This is a genomic window from Trichococcus palustris (assembly GCF_900114465.1).
Lineage (GTDB): Bacteria > Bacillota > Bacilli > Lactobacillales > Aerococcaceae > Trichococcus > Trichococcus palustris.
The window spans coordinates 1-26,310 of the sequence record NZ_FOTD01000021.1 but is presented as its reverse complement, the minus strand read 5'-3'; the positions used below and the strand labels follow the sequence as shown (position 1 = coordinate 26,310).

At 47.2% G+C, this 26,310-nt stretch carries 22 protein-coding genes; 17 read left to right on the top strand and 5 right to left on the bottom strand.

The window, feature by feature from the left end; translation table 11 throughout:
• Nucleotide 1: 1 nt before the first annotated feature.
• Nucleotides 2-1,285, bottom strand: a complete 1,284-nt coding sequence (locus BM101_RS11770; RefSeq protein WP_179193089.1) for an AI-2E family transporter — start codon at nucleotides 1,283-1,285, stop codon at nucleotides 2-4.
• Nucleotides 1,286-1,557: 272 nt separating this feature from the next.
• Between BM101_RS11770 and BM101_RS11760 the strand changes: the two genes are divergently transcribed.
• Complete coding sequence (locus BM101_RS11760) at nucleotides 1,558-2,169, top strand: cob(I)yrinic acid a,c-diamide adenosyltransferase (RefSeq protein WP_087032598.1); 612 nt, start codon at nucleotides 1,558-1,560, stop codon at nucleotides 2,167-2,169.
• Nucleotides 2,170-2,509: 340 nt separating this feature from the next.
• Here the strand turns inward: BM101_RS11760 and BM101_RS11755 are convergent, their stop codons facing one another.
• Complete coding sequence (locus BM101_RS11755; RefSeq protein ID WP_177194500.1) at nucleotides 2,510-4,057, bottom strand: NAD(P)H-hydrate dehydratase; 1,548 nt, start codon at nucleotides 4,055-4,057, stop codon at nucleotides 2,510-2,512.
• Nucleotides 4,058-4,396: 339 nt separating this feature from the next.
• Between BM101_RS11755 and BM101_RS11750 the strand changes: the two genes are divergently transcribed.
• The 7 genes from BM101_RS11750 (at nucleotide 4,397) to BM101_RS11720 (ending at nucleotide 10,536) form a co-directional block, all read left to right on the top strand.
• A complete protein-coding gene (locus tag BM101_RS11750; protein ID WP_087032602.1) occupies nucleotides 4,397-5,317 on the top strand; it encodes a peptidase U32 family protein in 921 nt (306 codons plus the stop codon).
• A gap of 40 nt (nucleotides 5,318-5,357) precedes the next feature.
• On the top strand, nucleotides 5,358-6,596 hold the full coding sequence (locus tag BM101_RS11745; protein WP_087032604.1) for a peptidase U32 family protein: 1,239 nt from the start codon (nucleotides 5,358-5,360) through the stop codon (nucleotides 6,594-6,596).
• 392 nt (nucleotides 6,597-6,988) lie between these two features.
• Nucleotides 6,989-7,726, top strand: a complete 738-nt coding sequence (locus BM101_RS11740) for an amino acid ABC transporter ATP-binding protein (protein WP_245825711.1) — start codon at nucleotides 6,989-6,991, stop codon at nucleotides 7,724-7,726.
• Between the two features lie 13 nt (nucleotides 7,727-7,739).
• The gene (locus BM101_RS11735; RefSeq protein ID WP_087032608.1) at nucleotides 7,740-8,540 is read left to right on the top strand and encodes a transporter substrate-binding domain-containing protein; all 801 of its coding nucleotides are present in this window, start codon (nucleotides 7,740-7,742) and stop codon (nucleotides 8,538-8,540) included.
• A 23-nt stretch (nucleotides 8,541-8,563) separates the two neighbouring features.
• Nucleotides 8,564-9,211, top strand: a complete 648-nt coding sequence (locus BM101_RS11730) for an amino acid ABC transporter permease (protein ID WP_087032609.1) — start codon at nucleotides 8,564-8,566, stop codon at nucleotides 9,209-9,211.
• Between the two features lie 15 nt (nucleotides 9,212-9,226).
• Nucleotides 9,227-9,880, top strand: coding sequence for an amino acid ABC transporter permease (locus BM101_RS11725; protein ID WP_087032611.1), 654 nt, complete (start codon nucleotides 9,227-9,229; stop codon nucleotides 9,878-9,880).
• A 278-nt stretch (nucleotides 9,881-10,158) separates the two neighbouring features.
• Nucleotides 10,159-10,536 (top strand): MerR family transcriptional regulator, encoded by a 378-nt coding sequence (locus BM101_RS11720; RefSeq protein ID WP_087032613.1) that lies wholly within the window; start codon nucleotides 10,159-10,161, stop codon nucleotides 10,534-10,536.
• A 128-nt stretch (nucleotides 10,537-10,664) separates the two neighbouring features.
• Here BM101_RS11720 and BM101_RS11715 read toward each other — a convergent pair whose 3' ends face one another.
• Nucleotides 10,665-12,431 carry a 1-deoxy-D-xylulose-5-phosphate synthase gene (locus tag BM101_RS11715; protein WP_087032615.1) on the bottom strand — a complete coding sequence of 589 codons (1,767 nt, stop codon included), beginning with the start codon at nucleotides 12,429-12,431 and terminating at the stop codon, nucleotides 10,665-10,667.
• A 36-nt stretch (nucleotides 12,432-12,467) separates the two neighbouring features.
• Entirely contained in the window at nucleotides 12,468-12,821 is a 354-nt protein-coding gene (locus BM101_RS11710) for a MerR family transcriptional regulator (RefSeq protein ID WP_087032616.1), read from the bottom strand.
• A 176-nt stretch (nucleotides 12,822-12,997) separates the two neighbouring features.
• Between BM101_RS11710 and BM101_RS11705 the strand changes: the two genes are divergently transcribed.
• The 3 genes from BM101_RS11705 to BM101_RS11695 all read left to right on the top strand — a co-directional run bounded on the left by BM101_RS11705 (nucleotide 12,998) and on the right by BM101_RS11695 (nucleotide 16,147).
• Nucleotides 12,998-14,446, top strand: a complete 1,449-nt coding sequence (locus BM101_RS11705; protein WP_087032618.1) for a glycoside hydrolase family 1 protein — start codon at nucleotides 12,998-13,000, stop codon at nucleotides 14,444-14,446.
• A 191-nt stretch (nucleotides 14,447-14,637) separates the two neighbouring features.
• Complete coding sequence (locus BM101_RS11700; RefSeq protein ID WP_087032620.1) at nucleotides 14,638-15,600, top strand: aldo/keto reductase; 963 nt, start codon at nucleotides 14,638-14,640, stop codon at nucleotides 15,598-15,600.
• A 220-nt stretch (nucleotides 15,601-15,820) separates the two neighbouring features.
• Entirely contained in the window at nucleotides 15,821-16,147 is a 327-nt protein-coding gene (locus BM101_RS11695; protein WP_087032622.1) for a hypothetical protein, read from the top strand.
• A gap of 65 nt (nucleotides 16,148-16,212) precedes the next feature.
• On the opposite strand, the gene BM101_RS11690 is transcribed toward BM101_RS11695, so the two are convergent.
• Entirely contained in the window at nucleotides 16,213-17,397 is a 1,185-nt protein-coding gene (locus tag BM101_RS11690) for an MFS transporter (protein WP_087032624.1), read from the bottom strand.
• A 212-nt stretch (nucleotides 17,398-17,609) separates the two neighbouring features.
• On the opposite strand from BM101_RS11690, the gene BM101_RS11685 reads away from it, so the two are divergent.
• The 6 genes from BM101_RS11685 (at nucleotide 17,610) to arsD (ending at nucleotide 25,747) form a co-directional block, all read left to right on the top strand.
• Nucleotides 17,610-18,623, top strand: a complete 1,014-nt coding sequence (locus BM101_RS11685) for a serine hydrolase domain-containing protein (protein WP_087033038.1) — start codon at nucleotides 17,610-17,612, stop codon at nucleotides 18,621-18,623.
• Between the two features lie 378 nt (nucleotides 18,624-19,001).
• Entirely contained in the window at nucleotides 19,002-21,353 is a 2,352-nt protein-coding gene (locus tag BM101_RS11680) for an AraC family transcriptional regulator (protein ID WP_087032626.1), read from the top strand.
• 321 nt (nucleotides 21,354-21,674) lie between these two features.
• Nucleotides 21,675-22,865 carry an amidohydrolase gene (locus BM101_RS11675; RefSeq protein ID WP_177194503.1) on the top strand — a complete coding sequence of 397 codons (1,191 nt, stop codon included), beginning with the start codon at nucleotides 21,675-21,677 and terminating at the stop codon, nucleotides 22,863-22,865.
• On the top strand, nucleotides 22,865-24,256 hold the full coding sequence (locus tag BM101_RS11670; protein ID WP_087032628.1) for an MFS transporter: 1,392 nt from the start codon (nucleotides 22,865-22,867) through the stop codon (nucleotides 24,254-24,256). The genes BM101_RS11675 and BM101_RS11670 overlap by 1 nt, the downstream gene beginning before the upstream one ends.
• Nucleotides 24,257-24,410: 154 nt before the next feature.
• The gene (locus tag BM101_RS11665; RefSeq protein ID WP_087032630.1) at nucleotides 24,411-25,016 is read left to right on the top strand and encodes a trimeric intracellular cation channel family protein; all 606 of its coding nucleotides are present in this window, start codon (nucleotides 24,411-24,413) and stop codon (nucleotides 25,014-25,016) included.
• A gap of 254 nt (nucleotides 25,017-25,270) precedes the next feature.
• Nucleotides 25,271-25,747, top strand: coding sequence for an arsenite efflux transporter metallochaperone ArsD (gene arsD, locus BM101_RS11660; protein WP_087032632.1), 477 nt, complete (start codon nucleotides 25,271-25,273; stop codon nucleotides 25,745-25,747).
• The last annotated feature ends 563 nt before the right edge of the window (nucleotides 25,748-26,310 follow it).

Below are 26,310 nucleotides of genomic sequence, written 5' to 3'. Positions count from 1 at the left end.
TCTATTCTTCTGAAGGCTTTTCTTCTTTCTCCGTCATCTCCGGATAAACCTGAACGGTCGCGAAATCCTTGACGGGGGAGGAACCGCTTAAAGGCGGTTCCTCCTCTTCATTCAGCGCATAGAATCCGTCCTCATCGCCGAAATAGCGGTTGTAGCGTATTTTGAATTTTTCGAAGATGTGCTCAATGAGAATCTTCAGCATTGCGGATAGGGGGACGCCCAGAATCATGCCGATGAAACCCAAAAGATTACCCATGATCAACAGGACGATCATGATCATCAAGGGATGCATCTTCAGATTCCTGCCCATGATGTTCGGTTCGACGATGTTCGTTTGGATGAGTTGAGCCACCACCCAGACGATAACCATTTTGAACAACATCGCTGGAGAAGTGAAGGCTGCGACAAATATGGCGGGAATGACCCCGATGGTCGCACCGACGAAGGGAATGACCGCAGTAAATGTTGCAATAAGGGAAAGGACGAAGGCGTAATTTAATCCGATGATGAGATAACCTGTCAACAGAAGGACGCCCAGCGTTAGAGCAACGAACATCTGTCCTTGGATATAGGAACCGGCTTTTTTCGTCATTTTCTGCGATATTTTTTCGATATCCTCGCGGAAAGCGGGCGGGATAATCTTCATCATAAATGGTTTAAACTTATCAGGGTCCTTCAACATGAAGAACAGGATGATCGGGAAAGTCACCAAGACGACGACAACACTGGATATGGTGGAGAAGATGTTCATGATTTTATCGGACGAATTGCCCAGCCAATCCAGAATCATTTTAGGGATATCACCCACCGTGCTGTCCAGCCAATCCCTTGCCTGGATATAATAGTTGTTGAAGCTGCTGTTAGCGGTCAGACGATCAATGCCTGCATTCATCTGTTCGATGTACTTCGGATATTCGTTGACCAGATTAGTCAATTGCGTGGCTATGATAGGGATCAACAGCACGAAGCCATAGACGACCAACAGGATGAACAGGATGAAGACGATGGCTGTCCCCAGAGTACGATTCGTCCCTCGATGCTCCAAAAAGGTGACAATCGGATTCAAAATGTAATAGAAGACAATGGCCAAAATGATGGGGGCGATAATCGACGAGAACATCACCTGTAAAGGCTTGAAAACAAAGGAGATGGTATTAAAGATATAGATCAGTATCCCGATCAGGAGCAGAATGGACAAAATGAAGAGGATATTTTTGCCGCCCAAAAAATTTATGAGGCGCATATCTTCCGAATGTCCTTTTTTTGTTTCGTGTGATTTCGACATGGACATTTCCTTTCTAAGTGGAGAATGGAATGGGATCTATAAATCAGTGTACAGCAATAAGTGCTTATAAGATAAGTTTAACAAACTTCAGCCGCAAAACAATACTGCGAAGGTCGTATTCAGCCAATTTTTTTGATATAAACAAGGAGCCGGGAGCCAATCTGTTTGCTGTTCGCGATAGGAATAGTAAAATGATAGGAAGAGTAGCCGAGGACAGGCTACTCTTTCTGAACATCATAAAATACGGCAATGAGCGATAAAGGAGACCTAGCATGAAATATAAAATATATACGCGCACCGGGGATAAAGGCAAGACGCGCCTCGGCGGCGGGCAAGCCGTTTCGAAAAACGCCAAACGGGTGGAGGCATATGGTGAAATCGACAACCTGAATTCCTGGTTTGGGTTGGTGCAGTCAAAAGTGGACATCGGCGAAGACGTCAAGGCTGATATCGCCTTGATTCAGCAATTCCTGTTCGATTGCTCCACCGATCTGTCCATCCCGAAAGGGTACCGGGAATACAAAATGACGAAGGAGCACATCGTTTGGCTGGAAAGCCGGATCGACAACTACAGCGAAGAACCGGAAGAAACGCAATATTTCATCATCCCTGGGGGGACGGAGTTGGCTGGCTGGTTCCATATTCTGCGGACAACGACACGGAATGCCGAACGCCGGATCGTCGATTTCCTGGAAGAGGAACCGGAAGAAGTGAACCCGTTTGTGCTGCAATTCATCAATCGGCTATCGGATTATCTGTTCATCCTGGCGCGTGTGGCAAATGCGCGTAAAGGAGTGCCGGATGTGCCCTATGAGCGGAGCGAAAAAGTATTCCGTGTCGCAAACCCTGAACCAAGGGAACGCAAAGGCAGCAATGATAAATAAAGTGATAAGGGCTGTCGAGGAGCCCTAAATTTTGGCACTTATCCGACTATTTTGGCTACGGCTGAGCGCGGAAAATCGGATACTCATCACCTATCCGGGTTTTTCGCAAGACAGCTACTTTCCTTGAAATTTTGCCTTATTTTTTTTTGACAAGCGCACACTTTCGCACAAGAAGAGAGACAGCCACTTATCGGCGCTGCTGAAAAAGTTGAATAACAGTAGAAATGGCAAGTTAGAAATGTTGATTTATCAACAATCTAACTTGCCATTTTCTTTTATATCAATACTTTTCCAGCAGCTTGCCCTTATCATGCAGGCTTCTATTCGAAAAAAGAGGCGGTTATTTCAGAACGGCAGTCAAGGCTTCGATGATGTCGCTGGCCATGAGGCTGTATTCTGATTTTTCTTTTGCGGCTACATCGCCGGCAAGGCCGTGGATGTAAACACCCAGTTTTGCCGCTTCGGAAGCCACCATCCCTTGCGCCAGTAATCCGGCAATCACGCCGGTCAAAACGTCTCCCGATCCTCCGGTTGCCATGCCATTGTTTCCGGAAGCGTTGATGTACTGCTCCTCATGATGGGAGACAACGGTGCGGGCATCCTTCATGACAAGGGTCAGATTCGAATCAGCGGTGCAAAGCGCGGCTGTCCCCAACAGATTTCCCTTGATCTCATCAAGGTTTTTATCCAAGAGGCGTGCGAGTTCCTTCAGATGAGGCGTCAAAATCGTATCTTTCGGAACGGAATGCGCCAATTCGGAAATGCGCGCGCAAGGATTGTTGCGCAGCAAAGGGAATTTATTATAGAGTTCGGACACGATGGTCAATGCATCTGCATCCAGTATCAACGGACTTTTCGCGTTGTATAAGACCAAATCCAATACCTTTCGGGCTGCATCGGAAGTGCCGATTCCCGGTCCGATGACGATGGCATCCGCTCCGGATACCGCTTGGATGATTTTTTCTTGCTCCGCTTCTTCAGCTAAGCTGTCGGTATAATAGGTCGTCAAAATCGCTTCCGGCAATTGCGTCTGCAAGATCGCCCGGTTCTCCTCCGGTGTCACGATCTGTACAAGCCCTGCGCCCGTGCGGTAAGCCGCTTTTGCGGATAAGTAGGCGGCACCGCTCATGTTTGCGGATCCGGCTACGATGACGGCGCGACCGTAGTTGCCTTTGTTTGAATATGCGGAGCGTCTCGGAAGCGAGAAAAGATCGGTTTCATCATACATGGATACGTTCGATGAGACGGATTCGACGGCGACGGGCGGGAACCCGATATCGCTGACGATCAATTTCCCGGTATGCAACGAGCCGGGATAAAGCAATTGGCCAATTTTTTCGATGCCGAAGGTGATGGTCACATCGGCACGGACAGCCGTACCCAGAACTTGCCCGCTGTCAGCGGAAATGCCGGACGGAATATCGACGGCGAAAACATAACCGTGGAACGCGTTCATGATTGCGATGATTTTTTCATGTTTGCCGGTGACTTCGCGGTCCAAGCCGATCCCGAAGATGGCATCAACCAAAACGGTATAGGATTTAAAATTGATTTCATTGGCATCATCCCAAATGACCATATCCAAATTTTCTGCGATTTCGAGTTGCTTTTTGGTTTCCTCCGTCATTTTATCGCGTTCTCCGACGAGATAAACGTCTACCTGAAAGCCATGGTTCAATAAAATGCGTGCCACTGCCAGGCCGTCGCCGCCGTTGTTGCCCGATCCGCAGACCACAAGGATGATGTCTTCCTTGGAAATGCGCTCTTCCATTGCGTTGACCACTTGATTGGCCGCATTTTCCATCAATACTAAAGAGGGTATCCCTACTTTATCGATTGCAAAAGCATCTATTTCTTTCATTTGTGTGCTGTTAACGAGTTTCTTCATCCGATTATTCCTCCTGAGGTTTTGGTGGATCCCTTGGGACCAGCCTTTTTGATAGGAAAGCGAGACGCTTTCCATGGGTGGATTCAGGACTCTCTAAAATTGAGAACCATTTTGCTCAAGGGATATTATACCATTACAAGCACGAGAAAGAACATCGTAAACCCATAGGGACATAATTTGAAGCGAAGTTGAATTTAATCGATAGGCGCAACAATCCTGGCTGGCATGGATGGCTATTATTTCCTGGAAGGAAGCGAAATCAATCTTTTACAGCTATTCACTTTTTATAAGTAATGTGATAATCTTATCAAGGAAATCGAATAATAGGAGGAATTTTTGATGATCGAGCTGATTGCAACAGCTGAATCAGTAGCGCAAGCCAAAGCGTTAGTGGATTGCGGTATAGATATTTTATATATAGGGGAAGATGAGTATGGCTTACGTTTGCCGTATTCCTTCACCAGAGAAGAGCAGATCGAAGTGATTCGCTATGCACACGAAAAAGGGGCACAGGTCAGTGCAGCGGTGAATGTGATTTTTCATAACGACCGCATCAATCAGGTGGCCGAATATCTGACGTTCTTGCGCGAAGCCGAGGTGGATACGATTACCTTGGGTGACCCGGGAGTGGTCCAAGTCATGCGTGAACAGGATTTATTCATCCCTTACCGTTATGATGCACAGGTGATGGTGACATCCAGCAGACAGATCAATTTTTGGGCGAAACGCGGAGCTGTCGGTTCTGTTTTGGCCCGTGAAGTGCCGTATGAAGAATTGAAGCAACTGGTTCCGGAGGCGCTGATTCCGGTCGAAATCTTGGTTTACGGTGCGACCTGCATCCATCAATCCAAACGTCGCCTCTTGGAGAACTACTTCAATTTCATCGAAAAAGAAGAAACGGTGAACAAGGACCGCGGTTTGTTCATTTCTGAGCCGAAAAAAGTGGATTCCCACTATTCCATCTACCAAGACCGCAACGGCACCCATATTTTTGCCAACAACGACATCGATCTGCTGCCTCATTTAGGCGAATTGACCGAAATCGGTGTTTCCCAATGGAAGCTGGAAGGCATCTTCGCGCCGGGTGAAAATTTCTTGGAAATCGCTAAAATCTTTGTGCAGGCCCGCAATGCTTTCGCCGACGGCACCTGGACAGAGGAATTGGCCAGCCGATTGGATGCGTCCTTGCGTGCCTTGCATCCAGCCAACCGAGACTTGGATACCGGATTCTACCTGAAGGATCCGAACGAAGTCGTTTGATGATGATTCCCTTGAGCCTATAGAGAAAGAGAGTGCAAATATGCGTACAATAACAAAGAAGCCTGAGGTCTTGGCCCCAGGCGGAACATTAGAGAAATTGAAGACGGCTATCCATTACGGAGCGGATGCCGTTTATATCGGCGGGGAAGCGTACGGGCTTCGCACCCGTGCAGGGAACTTCGACTATGAAGAGATGGCTGAAGCCGTAGCTTTTGCGCACAGCCACGGTTCCAAAGTCTATGTGGCTGCCAACATGGTAACCCATGAAGGCAATGAGGAAGGTGCGGGCGACTTTTTCCGTACCATCCGTGATATCGGAATCGATGCGGTCCTGATTTCGGATCCTGCCCTGATGGAAATCGCCGTGACGGATGCGCCCGGCTTGCCGATCCATCTGTCGACACAAGCTTCCGCAACGAACTACCAGACCTTGAATTTCTGGGAAACCGAAGGCTTGGAGCGCGTTGTTTTGGCCCGCGAAGTATCGATGGAAGAGATCAAAGAAATGAACGAAAAGACCAATGTCGAAATCGAAGCATTCGTCCATGGCGCCATGTGCATCTCCTATTCGGGACGCTGCGTCTTGTCGAACCACATGTCCAACCGCGATGCCAACCGCGGCGGCTGCGCGCAATCCTGCCGTTGGAAATACGGTCTGTTCGATATGCCTTTATTGGGCGAGCAAAACCCTGTCGGTGCCGGCGAAGAGGGCATCGAAGAACCATTCTCAATGAGTGCGGTCGACTTATCCATGCTGGAACACATTCCCGACTTGGTCGAGAGTGGTGTGGACAGCCTGAAGATCGAAGGCCGCATGAAATCGATCCATTACGTATCGACGGCAGTCAACGTCTACCGCAAAGCGGTGGATGCCTACTGTGCCGATCCGGACAACTATGAATTGAAGCAAGAATGGGTGGACGAACTATGGAAGGTTGCCCAACGCGAATTGGCGACCGGTTTCTTCTATCAAGAACCGACGGAAGACGAGCAGCTGTTCGGCCAACGCCGCAAGATTCCGCGTTATGGCTTCATCGGCCAAGTGATGGCCTACGATCCGGAAACGCAGATGGCAACGATCCAACAACGGAACAACTTCGGGGTCGGCGACGAAATCGAGTTCTACGGACCGGGACTTCGCCACAGCAAACAGACGGTCGAAGCCATGTGGGATGAGAACGACGAGTCCATCGACCGTGCACCGAACGCCATGATGACCGTCAAGATGAAGGTCAACACACCTGTCGAACGACATGATATGATCAGAAAAAAGAGATAGCATTCCTGCCGAACCGCGCACCGGCAAAGCACCCATAACTGGATATAATAAGGAAATGGCTTCAGCCCCGAATGGGTGCTGAAGCCATTTCCCCTTAATATTTTTTGCTATTGGCCGTTTTTTTTGATAAGATAGTTCAGCTGTGGAATATAATTGATTGTTAACTTATCGATAATGCGTTTTCAAGAAACCGAACCACTAGGAGTTCGTCGGCAGGTCATGATTACTGACATCCCGACGGAAGAAGTTGTTTGAAAATCCTTGTTTTCATGATCTATAATTTGAAAACGTGTTGAAAATAGCCGTAATGCATGCAAATGGATGAGCGCAACCGTCATATAAACGAAACGATGAGCAAACGAATGGGTTTGCTTCAGGCAACAGAAAGGAAGATGAATATGATTACTTTTAAGGATGTAGAAAAATATTATGGGAAGTTCCATGCGTTAAAAAATATCAATTTGACGATCGAGGAAGGCGAGGTCGTCACGCTGATCGGACCGTCCGGATCAGGAAAAAGCACGCTATTGCGCTGTATCAACGGATTGGAGACCATCACAGAGGGGCACCTCTTCATCGAAGGAACGGACATCCGCGACAAGTCGACGAACATCAACAATGTCCGTAAAAATATCGGAATGGTGTTCCAACATTTTGAATTATATCCACATATGACGGTTTTAGAAAACATCACATTGGCTCCCATGAAAGTGTTAGGTAAGAGCAAAGCCGAAGCGATGGAATATGCGGAACAATTGTTGAAACGCGTAAACATGTGGGACAAGAAGGATGCCTATCCACCGAACCTGTCGGGCGGGCAAAAACAGCGGGTCGCCATCGCCCGCGGACTTGCGATGAACCCGAAAGTGATGCTGTTCGATGAACCGACTTCTGCGCTTGACCCGGAAATGGTAGGAGAAGTGCTGGATGTCATGAAATATGTCGCGAAAGAAACCGGGATGACCATGATCGTCGTGACGCATGAAATGGGATTCGCACGCGAAGTATCCGACCGCGTCATTTTCATGGCGGACGGGGAAATTCTGGAAGACAAGGAAAGCAACAGCTTCTTCGAGAATCCCGAAGACGAGAGAGCAATTCAATTCCTAAGCAAAATCATTAATCATTAGAAGAGGTGAGCAGATGAAAAAAATGATGAAATTTATTTTTCTGTTGCCCCTGTTCTTCTTTTTCGCCGCTTGCGGGAAATCGACTGTTGCAGCTGTCGATATCGCAGAGCGTTTGGAGAACGCAGAAAAACCGACGATTACTTGGGGTGTCAAAACCGATACAAATTTATTTGGACTCTATAATATTTCCAGCAGAAAAATCGAAGGCTTCGATATTGATATCGCCGAAGCGCTGACGAAGGAAATATTGGGTGAAGAAGGGAAAGCGGAGTTTGTCGAAGTGACTTCCAAAACGCGCATCCCGCTGTTGAAGAATGGGAACATCGATGCAATCATCGCCACCATGACCATCTCGGCTGAAAGGGAAAAAGTGGTCGATTTCACCGATGTGTATTTTGAAGCAGGACAAGCCTTGCTTGTTCCGGAAGACTCCCCGTTGAAGGATGTGACGTCACTGACAAGCAAGGATACTGTTTTGGTCGTCAAGGGCTCGACTTCCGCTACCCGCATCCGTGAACATGCGCCTGAAGCCAAGATTTTGGAATTGGAGAATTATTCCGAAGCCTTCACAGCCCTGCAATCCGGTCAAGGCGATGCCATGTCAACGGATAATGCTATCCTGTTGGGGATCATGGCAGAGAATCCAGGCTACCGTTTAGCTGGCCCTGCTTTCACTGACGAACCGTACGGGATTGCCGTCAATGAAGGCCAAAAGGCTTTCTTGGCCGAATTGAACGACGCCCTGGCGACCCTTAAAGCTAACGGGACCTATGATGCCATTTACGGCAAATGGTTCCCTGAGGCTACGCAATAATACGAAACGAGGTGTAAAAAAGCATGGTGGAACTATTACAAACTTATTCACCAGATTTAATCTTGGGCTTCCGCAATACCTTGTACTCAAGTGTCATCGCGTTGGTCTTCAGTTTAATCATCGGAACGTTATTGGGAATCTTGCAGGTTTCCAATAACCGATTCTTAAAAATAATCGCAACAGCTTATGTCGAATTCTTCCGGAACATTCCGCTTTTGGTTATCGTTATGTTCTTTTATGTTGTCATCCCCCTCTATCTCTTTCAAATAGATGGGTTGACGGCCGGCATCATCGGATTGACGATCTACACGTCATCCTTCATTGCCGACGTCATCCGCAGCGGGATAATGAGTGTGCCGCGCGGACAATTTGAAGCGGGGTATTCGCAAGGGCTCGGCTTTGCAGGCGTGATGCGGTACATCGTGTTGCCGCAAGCTCTTAAAATCGTCATCCCCCCGTTGGGCAACCAATTCATCAATCTTGTGAAAAATTCATCCGTTTTGGCGATGGTGGCAGGTTTGGATTTGATGTATTACGGGGACCTGATCGCCAGTGAAACGTTCAACACGTTTGATACCTATATCTTAGTGGCTTTGTTCTACTTGCTTCTTACGGTTCCGTTGACCTACTTGATGAGTCATGTCGAAAAACGTTTTGCTTCGAAAGCATAGAAAGGAGTGCACCGAATGGATTTTACAAATGCTTTTTCATGGATGAATATCCGCTTTTTGTTTGACGGCCTCCTTATTACGCTGGAGGTGGCAGTCCTATCGATCATCATCAGCTTGCTGATGGGGACACTATTGGGTGTCCTGCGCTATCTGAAAATTCCGGCAGTGTCCAAGATCATCGGATTCATCATCGATGTCATCCGGAATCTGCCGCTGTTGCTGATCATCTTCTTCACCTATTTTGCGTTGCCGCAATTAGGCATCCGCTTCGATATCTTCTGGTCGACGGTGGCGGCAATGTCGATCTTTGAATCGGCGATGATTTCTGAAATCATCCGCGGTGGTCTGATCAGCATCCCGAAAGGGCAAACCGAAGCGGGGCTTTCGACCGGATTGACGAAAATGCAGACGCTCTGGTATATCGTCTTACCGCAGGGGCTGCGCACCATGTTGCCTTCCATCGTGAGCCAGCTGATCGCCTTGATCAAAGATACCTCATTGGCGACCATCATTTCCTTGCCGGAATTGACGCACAATGCCAAAATCATCTATGGCCAAGATACAAGCTATGTCATCCCGATGTTCGTGGCGCTGGCACTGTTCTACTTTGTCATCTGTTACGCATTATCACTCCTATCCAAACGTCTGGAAGTGAGATTGGCGAAGTAAAGCTGAATGAATGACTTATCAAGCGATAATCTTGAAATATCAGCGGCAGAGACTTTTGTGCAATAACATGGATCTGTTTTAGGAGTTCGGAAAATAGCAAGTTCTACACTCTAAATTTTGTAAGGAAGTCTGGAAGAATTTCCCGTGAAGGGTTTTTCTTTCAGGCTTTTTTGACATTTGCGCTTCCATAAGAAGCTTCTTAAGTAAAACAAAGTTCATTAGATTTAATATGGATTGCTAAGTGGAGTATACTATATACGAGAAAGGATGATACCTTGATGAATATATCTGAAGCTGCAAGAATAAACGGAGTTACTCCAGCCACGTTACGCTACTATGAAAGAGAAGGGCTTATTCCACCTGTCACCCGTAAAAATGGCGGTGTCCGGGATTATCAACAGGATGACCTAGGCTGGATCGAGTTCGTAAAATGTATGCGCAGTGCGGGACTGTCCGTCGAGTCGCTCATCGAATATACGTCTTTATTCAGAGACGGGACAGATACAGCAGAAGAACGCAAAAATATCCTAATCAGAGAGCGGGACCTATTGCTTTTGAAGTACAAGGAAATCGGCGAAACGATCGAACGCCTGAACGGTAAGATCAAAAGCTATGAGGGCGACTTGCGGGATTCCGAGCAGAGTCTGAGCCATTAATGCCGTTCGTTGCTCCAGATGAAGAGCCGGTAACCGAACGGAATCATTTCCAATAAAGTGAAAACCATCCAAGCAGACGTTGTCCAACGTCCGCTTGGATGGTTTTATTATGTCCGGGAGGAATCAGTCTATGCCAATGTGTCCAAGATGTCCCTTACAATCAATTCAGGAGTCAGATGGAACTGCTCATAAAGCGTTTCAAGCGGAACATTGTCCGTAAATTCTTTTTTCGCGCCGAAGTTCAAAACTTTGACAGCTGAGGCTCCATAGAATGAAGCGATTTGCTCGCCGAAGCCGCCAGCCAAAGAACCGTCTTCAAGAGTAACGATCAGGTCATGATTTGTTTCCAGCTCCTTCAGCGTCTTGACATCAAGAGCGGTGATGGAACGCGGGTTGATCAAGGTGATGTCCTCCCCGGCTATAGCCTTCATTTGCTCAGCGACTTGCTCGCCGAGGGAAAGGAAAGAACCAAGCGCCAGGACTGCCACTCTGTTGCCTTTGCGGAGAATCTCATAGGTTGGCGATTGGAAGTCGGCAAACTTATTTTTTCTGGATATAACCGGTCCGTTCGGCAATCGGATGGCGATCGGTCCGTTTTCCTGTTGCAGCGCCCAATCTAGCATCGCAAGCAGTTCTTCCTTGCTTGTCGGCGCAAGATAGTTGAAATTAGGGATGCTCTTGATTAATGGAATGTCGAACAGACCCAGATGCGTCACCGCTCCGCCAGAGATATTCCCGCCGCCGATGATCAGTACGGCCGGCAACTCGTTGATGGCCAGATCGTGTGACAATTGGTCATAGGCTCTCTGAAGGAAGGTGCTCGAGTGGAAGACGACCGGTTTGACTCCTTGTGAAGCCAAGCCAGCGGCAAACGTAATCGAGTGACCTTCCGCGATGCCTACATCAAAGTAATGCTCCGGATGAGCAGCCTGGAAAGCGTTCAGGCCGAACAGCCCCGGGATGGCGGCATTGATGGCAGCCAGTTTCATTTCGTCCTCGTTGACCTTTTTGATCAGATGATCCATGATGATGGAATTGTACGATTCACCAGCAGCCGGGCGCAAGCTTTCGCCTGTTTCCAAGTTGAATGGTGAACGCCAATGGTAGTTCGTTTTTTCCTGAGTGGCTTTTTCGTAGCCGTGACCTTTTTCGGTGTGGACATGAAGCACGATCGGATGGGCAATGTCCTTGACCTCGCGGAAGGTTTCGATCATTTTCGTCAAATCGTTTCCTTCCTCGAGGTAACGGTAATCAAAGCCCAATGCTTTGAACGGATTATTCGACGCTTCACCATTGGTCGCACGCAGCTCTGCCAACGAACGGTATAGACCGCCGAAATTCTCATCGATCGACATTTCATTGTCGTTGAGGATGATAATCAGGTTGGAATTCAGTTCAGCAGCATTGTTCAGACCTTCGAAGGCCAGCCCGCCGCTCAGGGAACCGTCACCGATCAAAGCAACGACATTTCCTGTTTCCTTCTTCAGATCCCTAGCTTTCGCCATCCCGACAGCGAGACTGATGGATGTGGAAGTATGTCCCACCGTGAAGAAGTCGTGTTCGCTTTCGTATTGAGAAGTGTAGCCTGTGACGGAATGGAAATTTTCTTTGTCGACGAAGCCATGTTTGCGGCCTGTCAGAATTTTGTGAGGGTAGGACTGGTGGGAAACGTCCCAGACGATCTTATCCTTTGGCGAATCGAAAACATGGTGGAAAGCGATCGTCAATTCGGCAACACCCAAGTTGGGTCCGACGTGGCCGCTGACCTGGCTGACCTTGTTCAATACCAACGAGCGGATCTCTCCAGCCAATTGTTCCATTTCAACGAGGTTCAGTGTCTTCACGTCTGCGGGGCTGTTCACGTTATCGATAATTGTTGTTTGTAGTGTATGCAAATGTTAAGCACTCCTTTTCGGCTGTATAAGCAATTCTCAAGAATGTTCTTGTTCATAATGTTCTATTTTCTTGTTCAGTTTTTCCAGTGTTTTTCCTAGTTCGTCGTAACGTTCCTGCAGTTTTTTCTGTTCTTCGATCAGGATGTCCTTCCTTGCAATGACGGTATCTTTTCCTTTATCGAACAAAGCCGTGTATTCGATCAAAGATTCGATCGACAAGCCGGCATTGCGCATGCACTTGATGAAATCGATCCACCCAAGATCGGATTCTTCATACAACCGGACGCCGCCGTTGCCCCTTGTTACGGGTGGGATCAAGCCGATCCGTTCGTAATAACGCAGGGTTACCGCTGTCAGCCCTGATTTTTCTGCTGCTTCTGAAATATTCATGTTTTTCACCTCCTGATTGGCCTAATTTGTTTTATAGGCAAAGCTTACAACTTAAAGTGAAGGTTAAGTCAAGTAAAACTTTCAAATGGATAAAATTTCCTATTTCCTGTTGACTTAAAGTCAAGGTGAAGTGGTAGAGTTGAGTTAGTTAAACGAATGAAAAAAAGGGGGCAATTATGATGAGTTTCAAAAAGGATTTTCTTTGGGGCGGCGCGACTGCCGCAAATCAGTGTGAAGGAGCTTTCGATGCAGACGGGAAAGGGCCTTCCGTGGCGGATGCAATGCCGGGCGGGAAGCAACGTTTTGCCATTTTGAATTCGCAGGAATTCGACTGGACGATCGACAAGGGAAAATATGGTTATCCGAATCATATTGGGATCGATCACTACCATCGTTTCAAGGAAGATATCGCTTTATTCGCTGAAATGGGCTTCAAAGCCTACCGCTTTTCGATCGCCTGGAGCCGGATTTTTCCTCAGGGCGACGAGGAAAAACCGAATGAAAAGGGATTGGATTTCTACGGAGCTTTGATCGATGAATGCTTGAAGTACGGAATCGAGCCAGTGATTACGTTGTCCCACTATGAAATGCCGCTGCATCTGGCGAAGGAATACGGTGGCTGGAAAAACCGCCAGATTGTTGCTTTCTTCGAACGCTATGCCACAGTCGTTCTGGGACGTTTCGCAGCGAAAGTGAAATATTGGATGACGTTCAATGAAATCAATTCTGCAATCGAATTTCCGACGCTTTCTCAAGGGCTGATCCCGAGCACGGGTTCCGATGATTTCACGAACCGTTTTCAGGCTTGGCACCATCAATTCGTCGCAAGCGCTCTTGCTGTAAAGATCGGCCATGAGCTGCGCGAAGATATCCAGATTGGTTGCATGCAGATCTATGCGCCATTCTATCCATTGGATGCGCATCCGGAAAATCAATTTTCTTCCCAATTCAAGGAAAGAGCCTTCGACTATTTCACGAGCGATGTGCAAGTGAGAGGGGCTTATCCTACTTATATGAACCGCCTGTTGCAGGAATATGATGCCAAAGCGCCGGTCTTGGAAGACGGCGATCTGGATCTGATTAAACAATATACGGTCGATTATCTCGGCTTCAGCTACTATATGAGCATGGCGACGGATGTCATCGGGGCTCAAGGTGAAAGCGATGCGGCTTCAGGTAATCTGATGAACGGCGTCAGAAATCCGTTCCTGCAAGCAAGTGAATGGGGTTGGCAAATCGATCCGTTAGGCTTGCGCATTTCCTTGAATGATCTGTGGGATCGTTATCAAGTGCCATTATTCATCGTCGAAAACGGTCTTGGTGCAAAAGATGTAAGAGAAGCTGACGGGACGATCAACGATGATTACCGCATCAATTACTTGAAGGAACATATCCGGGCAATGCATGAAGCTGTGCTTGATGGGGTCGACCTGATCGGCTATACGCCTTGGGGCTGCATCGATCTCGTGTCCGCATCGACCGGTGAGATGAGCAAGCGCTATGGCTTCATCTATGTCGACTTGGATGACGAGGGCAACGGTACCTTGGAACGCTCAAAGAAAAAATCATTCGACTGGTACAAAGAAGTAATCGCCACGAATGGAGCGAACATCTTGGAGAACTGAAGCTGAGCAGTTGCGCATTCAGCTTGCAATGTTTACAATGAATCGGAAAGGAAGAGCTGTCTTGTAATGAGACAGCTTTTTGCTTTTGTCACGATATATCCGAATAAAATAATAGAAAACGCTTGCCTTTGAGTGGACTCCAAGCTTTATACTTACCTTGTAAGCGAGATGAACGAGGAGGAATGAAAAATATGAAAAAACGCATTATCGGAAATGGATTGGAAGTATCCGCTATCGGCTTAGGATTGATGGGGATGGATCATGCCTATGGACCTGCCGCTGATCGCGCGCAAATGATCGAACTGATCCGCAAATCAATCGAACTGGGCGGAAATTTTTTTGACACGGCGGTCGTCTACGGCGAAGGGAATGAAATCGTCCTTGGCGAAGCCATCAAACCCATGCGCGAAAAAGCTGTCATTGCAACCAAATTTGGCATCACCGGACAGGTAATGGTGGACGGCAAACCGCAAAATATGGTGGACAGCGCGCCGGATTCCATCCGCGAACAATTGGCGGGGTCCCTGAAGCGGCTGCAGGTCGACTACATCGATTTGTATTATCAACACCGCATCGATCCGAATGTCGAACCCGAAGTTGTCGCAGCAACCATCAAGGCATTAATGGCTGAAGGCAAAATCAAACATTGGGGGCTGTCCAATGCCCCAATCGATTATATCCGCCGCGCCCACGCGATATGCCCATTGACGGCTGTCGAAAATCAATATTCGATGGTATGGCGCGAACCGGAGCACGAATTATTCGGCGTTTGCGAAGAATTAGGCATCGGCTTTGTCGCATACAGTCCATTGGGCAATGGCTTCTTGAGCGGAAAATACAACAAGGACACAAAATATGCGGAGGGAGATTTCCGCAGCATGATGGGCCGCTTCAAGCCGGAAGTAATGGAAAAAAATCAAGCACTGCTGGACTTGTTGGCTGAAATCGCTGCAAGCAAAGAGGCGACATCTGCTCAAATCGTATTGGCTTGGGAACTTGCCCAACGCGACTTCATCGTGCCGATTCCGGGAACGACGAAATTGCATCGTTTGGAGGAGAATCTGGGTGCCATGGATATTGAGCTCAGCAAGGAAGAATTGGTGCGGATCAACGCAGCCTTGGATGCGCTCGACATTGATGAGACGCATTTCTAGGCCGAATCAAACCTGAACCATTTTTAGGGGTGCATCAGCTATCAAAGGGACTTCGTTTCGAATACGAGGAATCTTTGGTGGCTTTTATTTTGGCCCTGAAGGACCCTTTTGCGTATCTGCTATGATTGAGCGCCATAATGTATGCCCCGGCGCGTTCATGGTAAAATAAACGTATAAATGAAGCAAATCGCCAGGAAACAGGATCGAGGAGGAAAAGGATATGCACCTCACCGTTTTACCTAAGACGTTTCTGGGCAAGTTGGCTATCGGGTTTTTCGTTCTGTTTGTCGTAACCTGGACGCTTGTCAGCATCTTGCAGCCTCAATTCGGAAATTTGGAACCAGGTGGTGCGGGCCAAGGCAATTGGGCTGGGATTGTTTTCGCCAGCTTGACGGTCATCGGCATCCTCTCCCTTTTTCTGGGATTCGTAACCGGATTGGTCGCCATGATCAGGAAGAAGGAACGCTCCGTTTTGGTGCTGCTCATCGTAATCCTCTGCCTGCTGCTGAGCGTTATCGTGGTTGCATTTTTGAGCGAAGGTTTTTAATGGATCCAGGACGTAAAGAAAGAAGAAGCGGAATAAAAAATCCGCTTCTTCTTTCTTTGCTTTTCTTAGGAGAACAGTTTTTCTTTAGGCTGCGGTGGTATCTGGAAGGGGATGGCGATTGCCATGGCGATGACCGTGAAAATCAGCAGTATCAAATAGAGCATATGCAAACCTAAGTTGTCGATCACAGGACCGGCTATCATCTGGAAAAAGATGGTGCCTATGTTCCGCGAAATCATGGCGACCACGGTCAATCCGGTAGTGATCAGTTTTCGGTTCAGGATTGTTGAAACAATCTTGATATGCAGCATGAGAAAGGTGCCGGAAGCGAAGAACTTCGTAGTTATCACGATAAAGGAAAGGACAAGGAAGTCCGACGACAGATAACAGACGAGATAGTTAACGGCTGTCAGCAACAGCACGGCCATCAACAGCTGCTTGTTGGTGAAGCGGTCCATGAAACGATTTGAGAAAATCATGACGAGTACTTCTGCAAATAGAGCAACCGTCAAAGTGACGCTGACGATCGATACAGGGGCCCCGGTTGCTTTCAATAACAACGGCAAGTAACTGGTGTTTATCATATTTGGCCCAAAAAAGAGGAATGCGATAACCAGATAGGTGATGAATAATTTGTTTTTAAAGATATTTTTGACGGTATGTTTTTCTGGATTCTCGCTTATTTCAATGACGCCGGTAGGACTGGTAGCCGCTTTGGGCTTCGGTAAAATATAGATGCAGACAACCGCTAGCAGCGAGGCTACGATGAACAGGATGAAAATGGAATTCGGCGCGATATAATCATAGATGATCCCGGTCACTTGTTGGCCGGCGGCATAGCCGAGCGTACCCCACAAGCGAATCAAGCCGTAACGGAAATGGCTTTCGGTAGCCATGCCTTCAAATAAGGGATTGACCCCCAGGATGATGGCATTGCTGAGGCCATAAACGAAGCCGAGAAGCCACGTGTCGGTAGTGACGAAAAAAAGGAGAGCAATGGCTGCGCCTACCAAGAGATAGATGGTTATGTTTGTCCGGATGCTCCAACGTTCATTGGTGATGCCTACCAAGCCTTGGATCCCGATCGCGATGATGCTTGCGACGATCAGGATAAGTGAAATTTCCGATCCGCTTTTCCCTATGCCGGTCAAGTAAACCGAAATTAAGGAAGACAGAGCCGCCATAGCCAAAAAATAAAAAATAAATAATGCAACATATTTCCAATACAATTTGTCCCGGAAATATTCCATTAAAAAACCTCCCAAAAATTATTTCTCTTTAGTTTAGCACGGTTAACTGAAAGTGAGAACGCTTTATTAATGGAAATAGAATAATGTTACATTTCATCATTTATGAAACACTGCAATCCGAAACGAATGGGCAGATTCCGGAGGGCTTGAATTGTTTTCCGTCGTTCTGCTATAGTTGGAGGAAAGGACTATCAACACAAGGAGTGGATGGCATGTACCCGGAAACACGCAAAAAAATCGCGAAGATGCTCGAGGAGAAGGTTTTCCCCGGAGCGAGCTATGCCTTCATAGAAGGGGAAGCGGTCTGGGAATACCGGGAGGGCGTCGCGGCAGCCTATCCGGAAACAGAACCTTTACGGGAAGGCATGCTCTATGATTTGGCCTCGCTGACCAAAGTGGTCGTTACGACGACCATCCTGCTGCAGCTCTATGAAGAGGGGGAAATCGATTTCGACCAACCGGTGCAAGCGATTCTGCCGGCTTTTTCTTCCCCGAAGGTGACGCTGCGGCATTTGTTGACGCACACGGCAGACTTGAAAGGATACATCAAAAACCGGGATGCCTTGTCCGCGGCGGAGCTCTCAGCAGCGTTGCTCACCTTGGAACCCGAGTCGCAATTCGGCAAGAAGGTGACGTACACGGATGCGGGGCTCATCATCGCCGGATTCATCATCGAGAAGCTGACCGGGAAATCGGTGGCGGAAAATTTTGAAGAACGCGTCAAAAAGCCGTTGGGAATGGATGCCAGCACCTATCATCCGGCTGCCTCAGCGGACTGCATACCGACCGAAAACCACCCGCAGCGCGGGGTGATCCGCGGAGAGGTCCATGATCCCAAAGCGCGCATCCTGGGCGACCATTGCGGGAGCGCTGGCCTGTTCGCTCCGATGAAGGACGTGCTTCGCTTCAGCCAGATGCTGCTGCATGAGGGCGAGTGGGAAGGCGTCCGCATCCTGAAGAAGGAGACTGTCCGGATGCTGCTGCAGGATTGGGGGCACGTGCCAGGGAATGCCCGTTCGCTGGGCTGGAACCTGCTTGGTGCTGGCTTTGGACAGGCCCTTTTCCATACCGGGTATACGGGCACTTTCCTCATTTTGGACCCGGCGGCAAAACAAGGGTTCCTTTTCCTTTCCAACCGTGTCCATCCGGACGACCACCGGCCCGAATGGATTCTGGTCAGGGATGAACTGATCGACACCTATCAAAAGGAAAGAACCAAAGCATGACCGCAGCACAAAGAAACCTCCACGATTTTTTCGTGGAGGTTTCTTTGCACCGACTCAGCATAAGCTGCTGAGTCGGTGATTTGGTTATCTTTAGAAAGGGATTGCCGAAGTTGCAGCTTCGAACAATCGGAGGGGAGATCTAAAGAAAAGATTAGGTTTGTTTGGTATGAAAAGAGTATACCGTGCAGTTGTGAAGATTTCGTGACAAACCTTTAATAATTCGAGGAATATTTGATGAGAAATCCCCACATTTCCCTTGCAATCTCTTTTCCGCCGCGTATCATGGCCATAAAGGGCGACGCAACGTCAGGGACTGTGAAAGTTGAGCTGGGTTGGTTATAATGGAAAAAAGAAAAGCGAACAAAGGGAGGGATACGGATGCCAAGAGAAGGCACAGCAGATTTTGAAATCACCATGGAGAATATCCGTTATTCTGCTCCACAACGCTATTACGGTACGCGCATCTTATTGGTCATCAAGGGAACAGCAACGGTGGCGGTAAGCGGGAAAAATTATGTTTTGGAAGAAAGCGACATCCTTTTTGTCAACCGGAATGATAATTACACCATTACAGGAAATGAAAGCAACATCGTGATTTGCCTGAGCATCTCCAGCCATTTTTTTGTGACGCATTATGCGAAATACTTTCATTACTATTTTGAGTGTTATACGAAAGAGCTGGATCCGGGGCGCGAGAGTGTCGTTGCCCAGTTGCGCAGGCTGTTGTCCGAATTCGTAATCGCCAACTCACGCGGGGAGGAAGGGAGCTTTCTGGAAGTTCAAAGCGCCCTTTATCAGGTGATGCTTTTGATGACCCGCTTCTTCAAGAAGACAGTGCCGAACTTCAAGGGTGGTGAAACGAGTGATGAACGCATCGCCCGCATCATCCAAATCATTGAACTACGGTATGCTGAGCCCTTGACGTTAGCGGAAATGGCAGAGAGTGAATATCTGTCCCCCTCTTATCTGTCCCGTTACTTTAAGCAGTCGACCGGAATGGGGTTTTTGGAATACCTGAAAATGGTCCGTTTGAAGCATTCTGTGGAGGATTTGCTGTATACCTCGGATAATCTGTTCCAGATTGCCGTAAAGAACGGATTTTCGACAGCCAAAAATTTTTCATTAGCCTTTAAATCAGAATATGAGCAAACACCGGCACAGTACCGGAAAGAACACCAAAATGAAAAGTTGGAGAAGCAAGAAGCAAGGACGGTCAAAATGGAAACCAAGCAAGTCTTGGATTCGCCGGAAGCGCTCATCCGCTTGGCTCAATATCTGGAAGAATCAGCGAAACAAGGTTTGTTGCCGGATGAAGTGCCGATTGAAGAACGTGAAATCATTGTCGGGAAATGCGAAGTGGCGGAATCGTTGGAACGAGAAAAGCATATTCTTTTTGTCGGTGAACTGAAGGAGCTGCTGAAGGAAAATGTGAAAGAACAGGTTATTTTGTCCAAGCAAAAATTACGTGTCGATTTCGTCGGGGTGCGCCATCTGATTGGAGGATCGACCTTATTACCGGAAGTGGATACGGACGAATTGGTGCCGACTTCACCGAAATATGCCAATTCAGATTTGGCTTTGCAGTTTCTGAAGAATCAAGGAATCAGCCTTTTTTTTAGGATCGAATACAAAGAAGTCATCCACAATGAAGAGCATTTCTTTATCGAATTGGACAGGTTTTTGGTCCACGCGCTTCAAATCTTTGGCAGGGCATTTGTCGATCAGTGGCAAATCCTTTATTACGCTGCCAAAGAAACAACCGTCTTGTCTACAGAATTGGAGCGTATTTATCTGAGGATACATGAAGTGACACGAAAACGCTCCGTACAATTGAGGATGGGAACTTTTTTCCCCTTCCGGGAAGATAGGGAAAATATCTCGGTACATCATCAATGGCAATTCAATCAAGCCGATAAAATCGATTTTATAGCCTATGATGCGGATCAAAATGAAATCGTCGATTTTTCAAACATCAGTGATGAGGATTTTTTGAACAGTCGGGATTACATTTTGAATAAGACACAGAAATTAAAGCATTTCTTGAAGAAGCATCAGTTGAAGAAGCCGCTTTATTTGGACAGTTGGAACACGCTGACCGGAAACACCCGCTATACCAACGGAACGTTTTTCAGGGGTGCGTTGATTTTAAAAACAATTTTGGATTTGAGCACAGAAGTGGAGGGGCTGGGTTTCTGGGTAAACAATGAAATCCACGAACAAATCAGCGGAAGCCGCGATATTTTAGTGGATGGGTTGGAGTTATTCCATTTCTTCAACGGGAAACGGCCCGCTTTCTTCACCTTGATGTTCAAGGAGCGGATGACCGGAAAAGTGATCGCCCAAGGGGGGGATTATGTGATGACGGGAAACGAAGACGGTTACCAACTTATGCTTTTCAATGAAAAGCATTTCAACCCGCGCTATTCGGTCGATGAATTGTTCATGAGGAACCGCAGCAAAGAACTGCATGTCCGCTTGTTGGGGATGGAGCCTGGCGAATACCAAGTCCGAAAATACCAATTTGACAAGGAAAACGGTGGTCTTTATTCGAAATGGGGACAACTGAACAGCAAATATGGCGTTGATTTTGAGGTGATGGACTATATCGTGCAGTCTTCATCACCGACTTTGGAGATAAAAGATGAACAAATTGGCGAAGATTGGACCTTCTATGTTTCTCTGGCCAGCAACGCCATCCAGTTAATCGAATACCGCAGAGCAATTGTCTAAAAAGAGTACGGCGACCTGTATACGAACAGAGTCCGGGGCACAAAATGTGTGCCTCGGACTTTTTTTGTATCATTTTTTGTTTTTTCTGAAAAAGTTAGGCAACCAATAAGTCGCGGAAGCGCTTAATGACAAAAATGTTCCCTTTTTATTTGCTTTCAGCTGTTTTTTTGAAAAGAAAAAAGCAAAAATAGGGGTATTTTGAATAAAAACTGACCTGTCTTTATTTTTTGGAGGCGGTATACTAGCTGAGTGATTAGGAGATACTGCAAAAATGTGCTGCATGAAAATACAAAAGGGGAGAGAAAAAGAGTGAACGAAGCAATGAAAGAGCAATTATTCAAAAAAATAGCCGAAAAGCATGACCGCATGGTTGACATGTATCGCTACCTGCATGCCCATCCGGAACTGTCTTTCCAAGAAGAACAGACAGCCAAGTATATCGAAGCTTTTTATCAGGGAAAAGATTGTGATGTTCGTACCAATGTTGGCGGGCGCGGCATTGTCGTGACCATCGACAGCGGAAAACCAGGCAAAACGCTTGCTATCCGTGCTGACTTCGATGCGTTGCCGATCCAAGAAGAAACGGGCTTGCCGTATGCTTCTGAAACACCAGGCGTGATGCACGCTTGCGGACACGATGCCCATACATCCTATATGCTGATCCTTGCTGAATCCTTGATTGAAATGAAGGAACAATTGGAAGGAAAGATTGTTGTCCTGCATCAGCCTGCTGAAGAAGTTCCGCCGGGCGGAGCAATCGGCATGATCAAAGACGGCGCATTGGACGGCGTTGACAATGTCTTCGGTATTCATGTGATGTCCCAAATGGAATACGGTAAAGTGTTCTACCGCGAAGGGAATGTTCAAACAGGCCGCGCCAACTTCCATGTGAAGATCCAAGGCGTCGGTGGACATGGTTCATCACCGCATAAAGCGAACGATGCCATCGTGGCAGCCAGCTATTTTGTGGTCGCTGTACAATCCATCGTTAGCCGCCGCTTGAACCCATTCGATGTCGGGTCCATCACAATCGGCAATTTTGATGGACGCGGTTCTTTCAATGTCATCAAAGATTCGGTCTTCCTTGAAGGGGACGTACGCTCGATGTCTGAAGCGACGCGCAATTTGATTGAAAAAGAAATCCGTGCCAAATTGGATGGCGTCGCCGCCATGTTCGATGTGACCTATGAATTGGATTATGATAATGATTATCCGGTATTGTATAACGATCCAGAAATGACCGCATTCGCAGCGAATGCTTTGCAGGCTACTGATATGCCGGGAGTAAATGCTGTGGAACGTTGTGAAGCTCAACCGCCTTCAGAAGACTTTGCTTACTATGCAAAAGAACGCCCTAGCGTTTTCTTATACGTTGGTGCAAGTCCGGAGGAAGGCGAGGCATACCCGCATCACCATCCAAAATTCAGAATTAATCCGGAAAGCATGACGATTGCCGCTGAAACGATGGGAACATTAGTAATTGATTATTTAAATGGAGGTAGTGGAAAATAATGGAGACGCAATATAAAGGAAATAATAGACTTATTCTTGGGATTGTTTTTGGGGTTGTAACATTCTGGTTGTTTGCTCAAACAATGGTAAACATTGTGCCGGCCATTCAAGCTGACTTGGGCATTTCATCAGGCATCTTGGGGATCGCCATCAGTGTGACATCTTTATTTTCAGGTATGTTCATGGTTGTTGCCGGTGGGCTTGCGGATAAATATGGCCGCGTAAAATTAACGAATATCGGGATGATCTTAAGCATCATCGGTTCTTTGTGCTTAGTATTGGCAAACGGCCCAGCTTTGTTGATCATCGGGCGCATCATCCAAGGGCTATCCGCTGCATGCATCATGCCGGCTACTTTGGCTTTGATGAAGACATACTTCGACGGCGCCGACAGACAACGTGCGTTGAGTTTCTGGTCAATCGGTTCTTGGGGCGGCTCAGGAATCTGCTCATTCTTCGGCGGTTTAGTAGCCACTTACTTCGGCTGGCGCGCAATCTTCATCGTCTCGATCGTGGTTGCCATTGCCGGTATGCTTTTGCTTAAGGGAACTCCGGAAAGCAAATTTGAAGCAGTCGGCGAAAAGAAACCTTTTGACATCGGCGGGCTGATTACTTTTGTAATTGCTATGCTGACGTTCAATATTTTCATCAGCCAAGGAAGAACCCTGGGATGGACAAATCCTATCATCTTGGGATTGGCGGTTGCATTCGTCATTTCCGTTATTCTTTTTGTGAATATCGAAAAAAGACATGCAAACAGCTTCATCGACTTCTCGCTATTCAAAAATAAAGCGTACAGCGGTGCTACTTTATCTAACTTCTTGTTGAATGCTTCTGCAGGTACAATGCTGGTTGCAAATACTTATGTTCAAGTCGGCCGCGGCTTCTCTTCATTCCAATCCGGATTGTTGACGATCGGTTACCTGGTGTGCGTGCTGAGCTCCATCCGTATGGGTGAAAAAGCATTGCAAAAATTTGGTTCCCGCAAGCCAATGATGACGGGTACGCTCATTGCAACAAGCGGCATTGTTTTGATGGCCTTTACTTTTGTGCCAGGAATCGCCTATAATTTCTTGGTATTCGTCGGCTATGCTTTATATGGTTTTGGTTTGGGTATTTATGCTACTCCTTCAACGGATACAGCCATTTCCAATGCGCCTGCTGATAAAGTCGGTAGTGCATCCGGAATTTACAAAATGGCCAGTTCTTTAGGCGGAGCAACAGGGGTTGCCCTTTCTTCAAGTCTGTACAATGCGATCGGGGCACAAGGTAACTTGGAAGTTGCCGGTTCTATGGGTCTGATTCTTAACGTCGCTTTTGGAGTGATTGCTTTGATCTCAATTTTCATGACTACGCCAAAAGCAAATGTAGCAGCTCAGGTTGCCGAATAATTTTTTTAGAATGAAGCCTTATTGCTGTGATGATTCCATCGGCTAAGGGAACAGGGAATGCAGCGCTTTTATTAGCGGTGCATTCTTTTTTTGCTGGAAGAAGAACGGCAGGAACGGTATACTATCAGTGCATTCTATCTAGGAGGGGTTTCAACTGGAGTTTATTTCAATTGTAGAATTTATTGGTACGGTCGCTTTTGCGATGTCGGGGGCTTTGACTGCCATTGAGAAGGAGCTGGATTATTACGGAATTGCGGTTTTTGCAATCATTACCTCGGTTGGGGGCGGAATTGTCAGGGATGTCCTGATCAATAGAAGCTTGCCGGCTTCCTTCGCCAATCCGTCCTATGCGATAATCAGCATCCTATCTGCCGCTTTCGTAATCGCCTTTTATAAGAAAATCCACCGAATGGCTAAAATTCTGCCGCTCTTTGACGCTGTCGGTCTTGGGGCATTCACTGCCATTGGTGCAGATGTGGCCATCAGGGAGGGATTCCATCAGCCATTTATTGTCATAACGCTGGCGGTCCTTACCGGGACTGGCGGGGGAATAATAAGGGATGTATTCGCTAAGGAAATACCCTATGTATTCCGCAAGGAAGTCTATGCAGTGGCATCCATTTTAGGCGCAGTCCTATTCTTAGCAGTCTATAAAATGTTTGGAAATGAAGCAGCACTATATACTTGTTTTGTTGGCACGTTCCTCATAAGGCTATTTTGCATGAAAAATAATATTCATTTGAAGAAGGTCAGCGGCTAGTATACGTACGGGCAGGTCCATCGAATCCAAAGTGGGGAAAGTTTTTCAATGGACAGTAAGCTGGATGAGTCGGGTAAGCGAAACGTTGGTGCTGCCTCGAAATCAAAATGATATGCCCCAGCGTTTTGACCATGCTTTTTTCAATTCAGGCTATTGACATTAGATAGAAGAAAATCTATATTAAGTAAATAATGGTCTGCCATGCAGACGGTTCTGGATCTATATAAAAAACTTACTTTAAGGGGAAATAAATAATGACGAATATAACAATTTTTGAACCGGCAATGTGTTGCAGTACAGGTGTTTGCGGACCTTCCGTTGACCAAGATCTAATGCGCATCACAGCCGTAATGGAAGCTTTAGGGGATTCTGAATACTTTGAAGCGATTCGCTACAACTTGTCAAACAACCCGGATGAATTCATCAAAAACAAAGAGATTACGGAAGTTTTGCAAGCCGAAGGCGTTGAGGCATTACCAATCACAATGGTTGACGGTAAAATCGTAAAGACAGGCGGCTATCCTTCGAATGATGAAATCACCGACTATATCGGCGTCCGTTTTATTGAAGTGACCGACGAAGAGTGCGGTTGCGGATCATGCGGCTGTGGTTCCGAAGACGAAGACGAAGAAGAGGGCTGCGGCTGCGGAGCTGGATCAGAGGGCGGTTGCTGCCAATCTGAAAAAAGCGAAACACCTTCATGCGGCTGCGGACACGGTGGCTGCTGCTAAGAAGGACATCACTGACTGAAAAAAGGGATAAAATTTAGAAACGAGTGTTCTATTAGAAGGGGCTGTCTTATTTTGAGGGATACTTAAGACGGCGCGGTCTCTTGGAATAACCCGTCGCGCTCCCTGATCCAGCAACTAAAAAGCCTGCACATGGCGAGATCCTCGAATGTAGGAAGATTATTCGGGAAATTTCCCGCCAGTTTAGGAATATTTAAATAGAGAAGAGAGTGAGACAAAAAGCGTTTAGACCCGAATCACTGGAGCGAATAAGCGGAGGATGGTCGCAGACCGTCTGAGCATTATTCGTGAAGTGACTTCAGGTCTGCTTTTTGGAACACGTTTACGATTAATTGTTAGGAAATGCGAAAGAGGCTAGGACTTTTGTCCCCAGCCTCTTTCTTTAACAGTTAAGGAAGAGGGAGTGTCAACGGATGGATAATGGGATAGGCGTGCAGATGATGGGCGTCTTTTCCACAGCACCTGCCATCCGTCATACGGCATCAAATATTTTTGGCGAGGCGATGGGTACGGGTGTGCTGGTTTTTTGTGTGCTCAGCCATTCG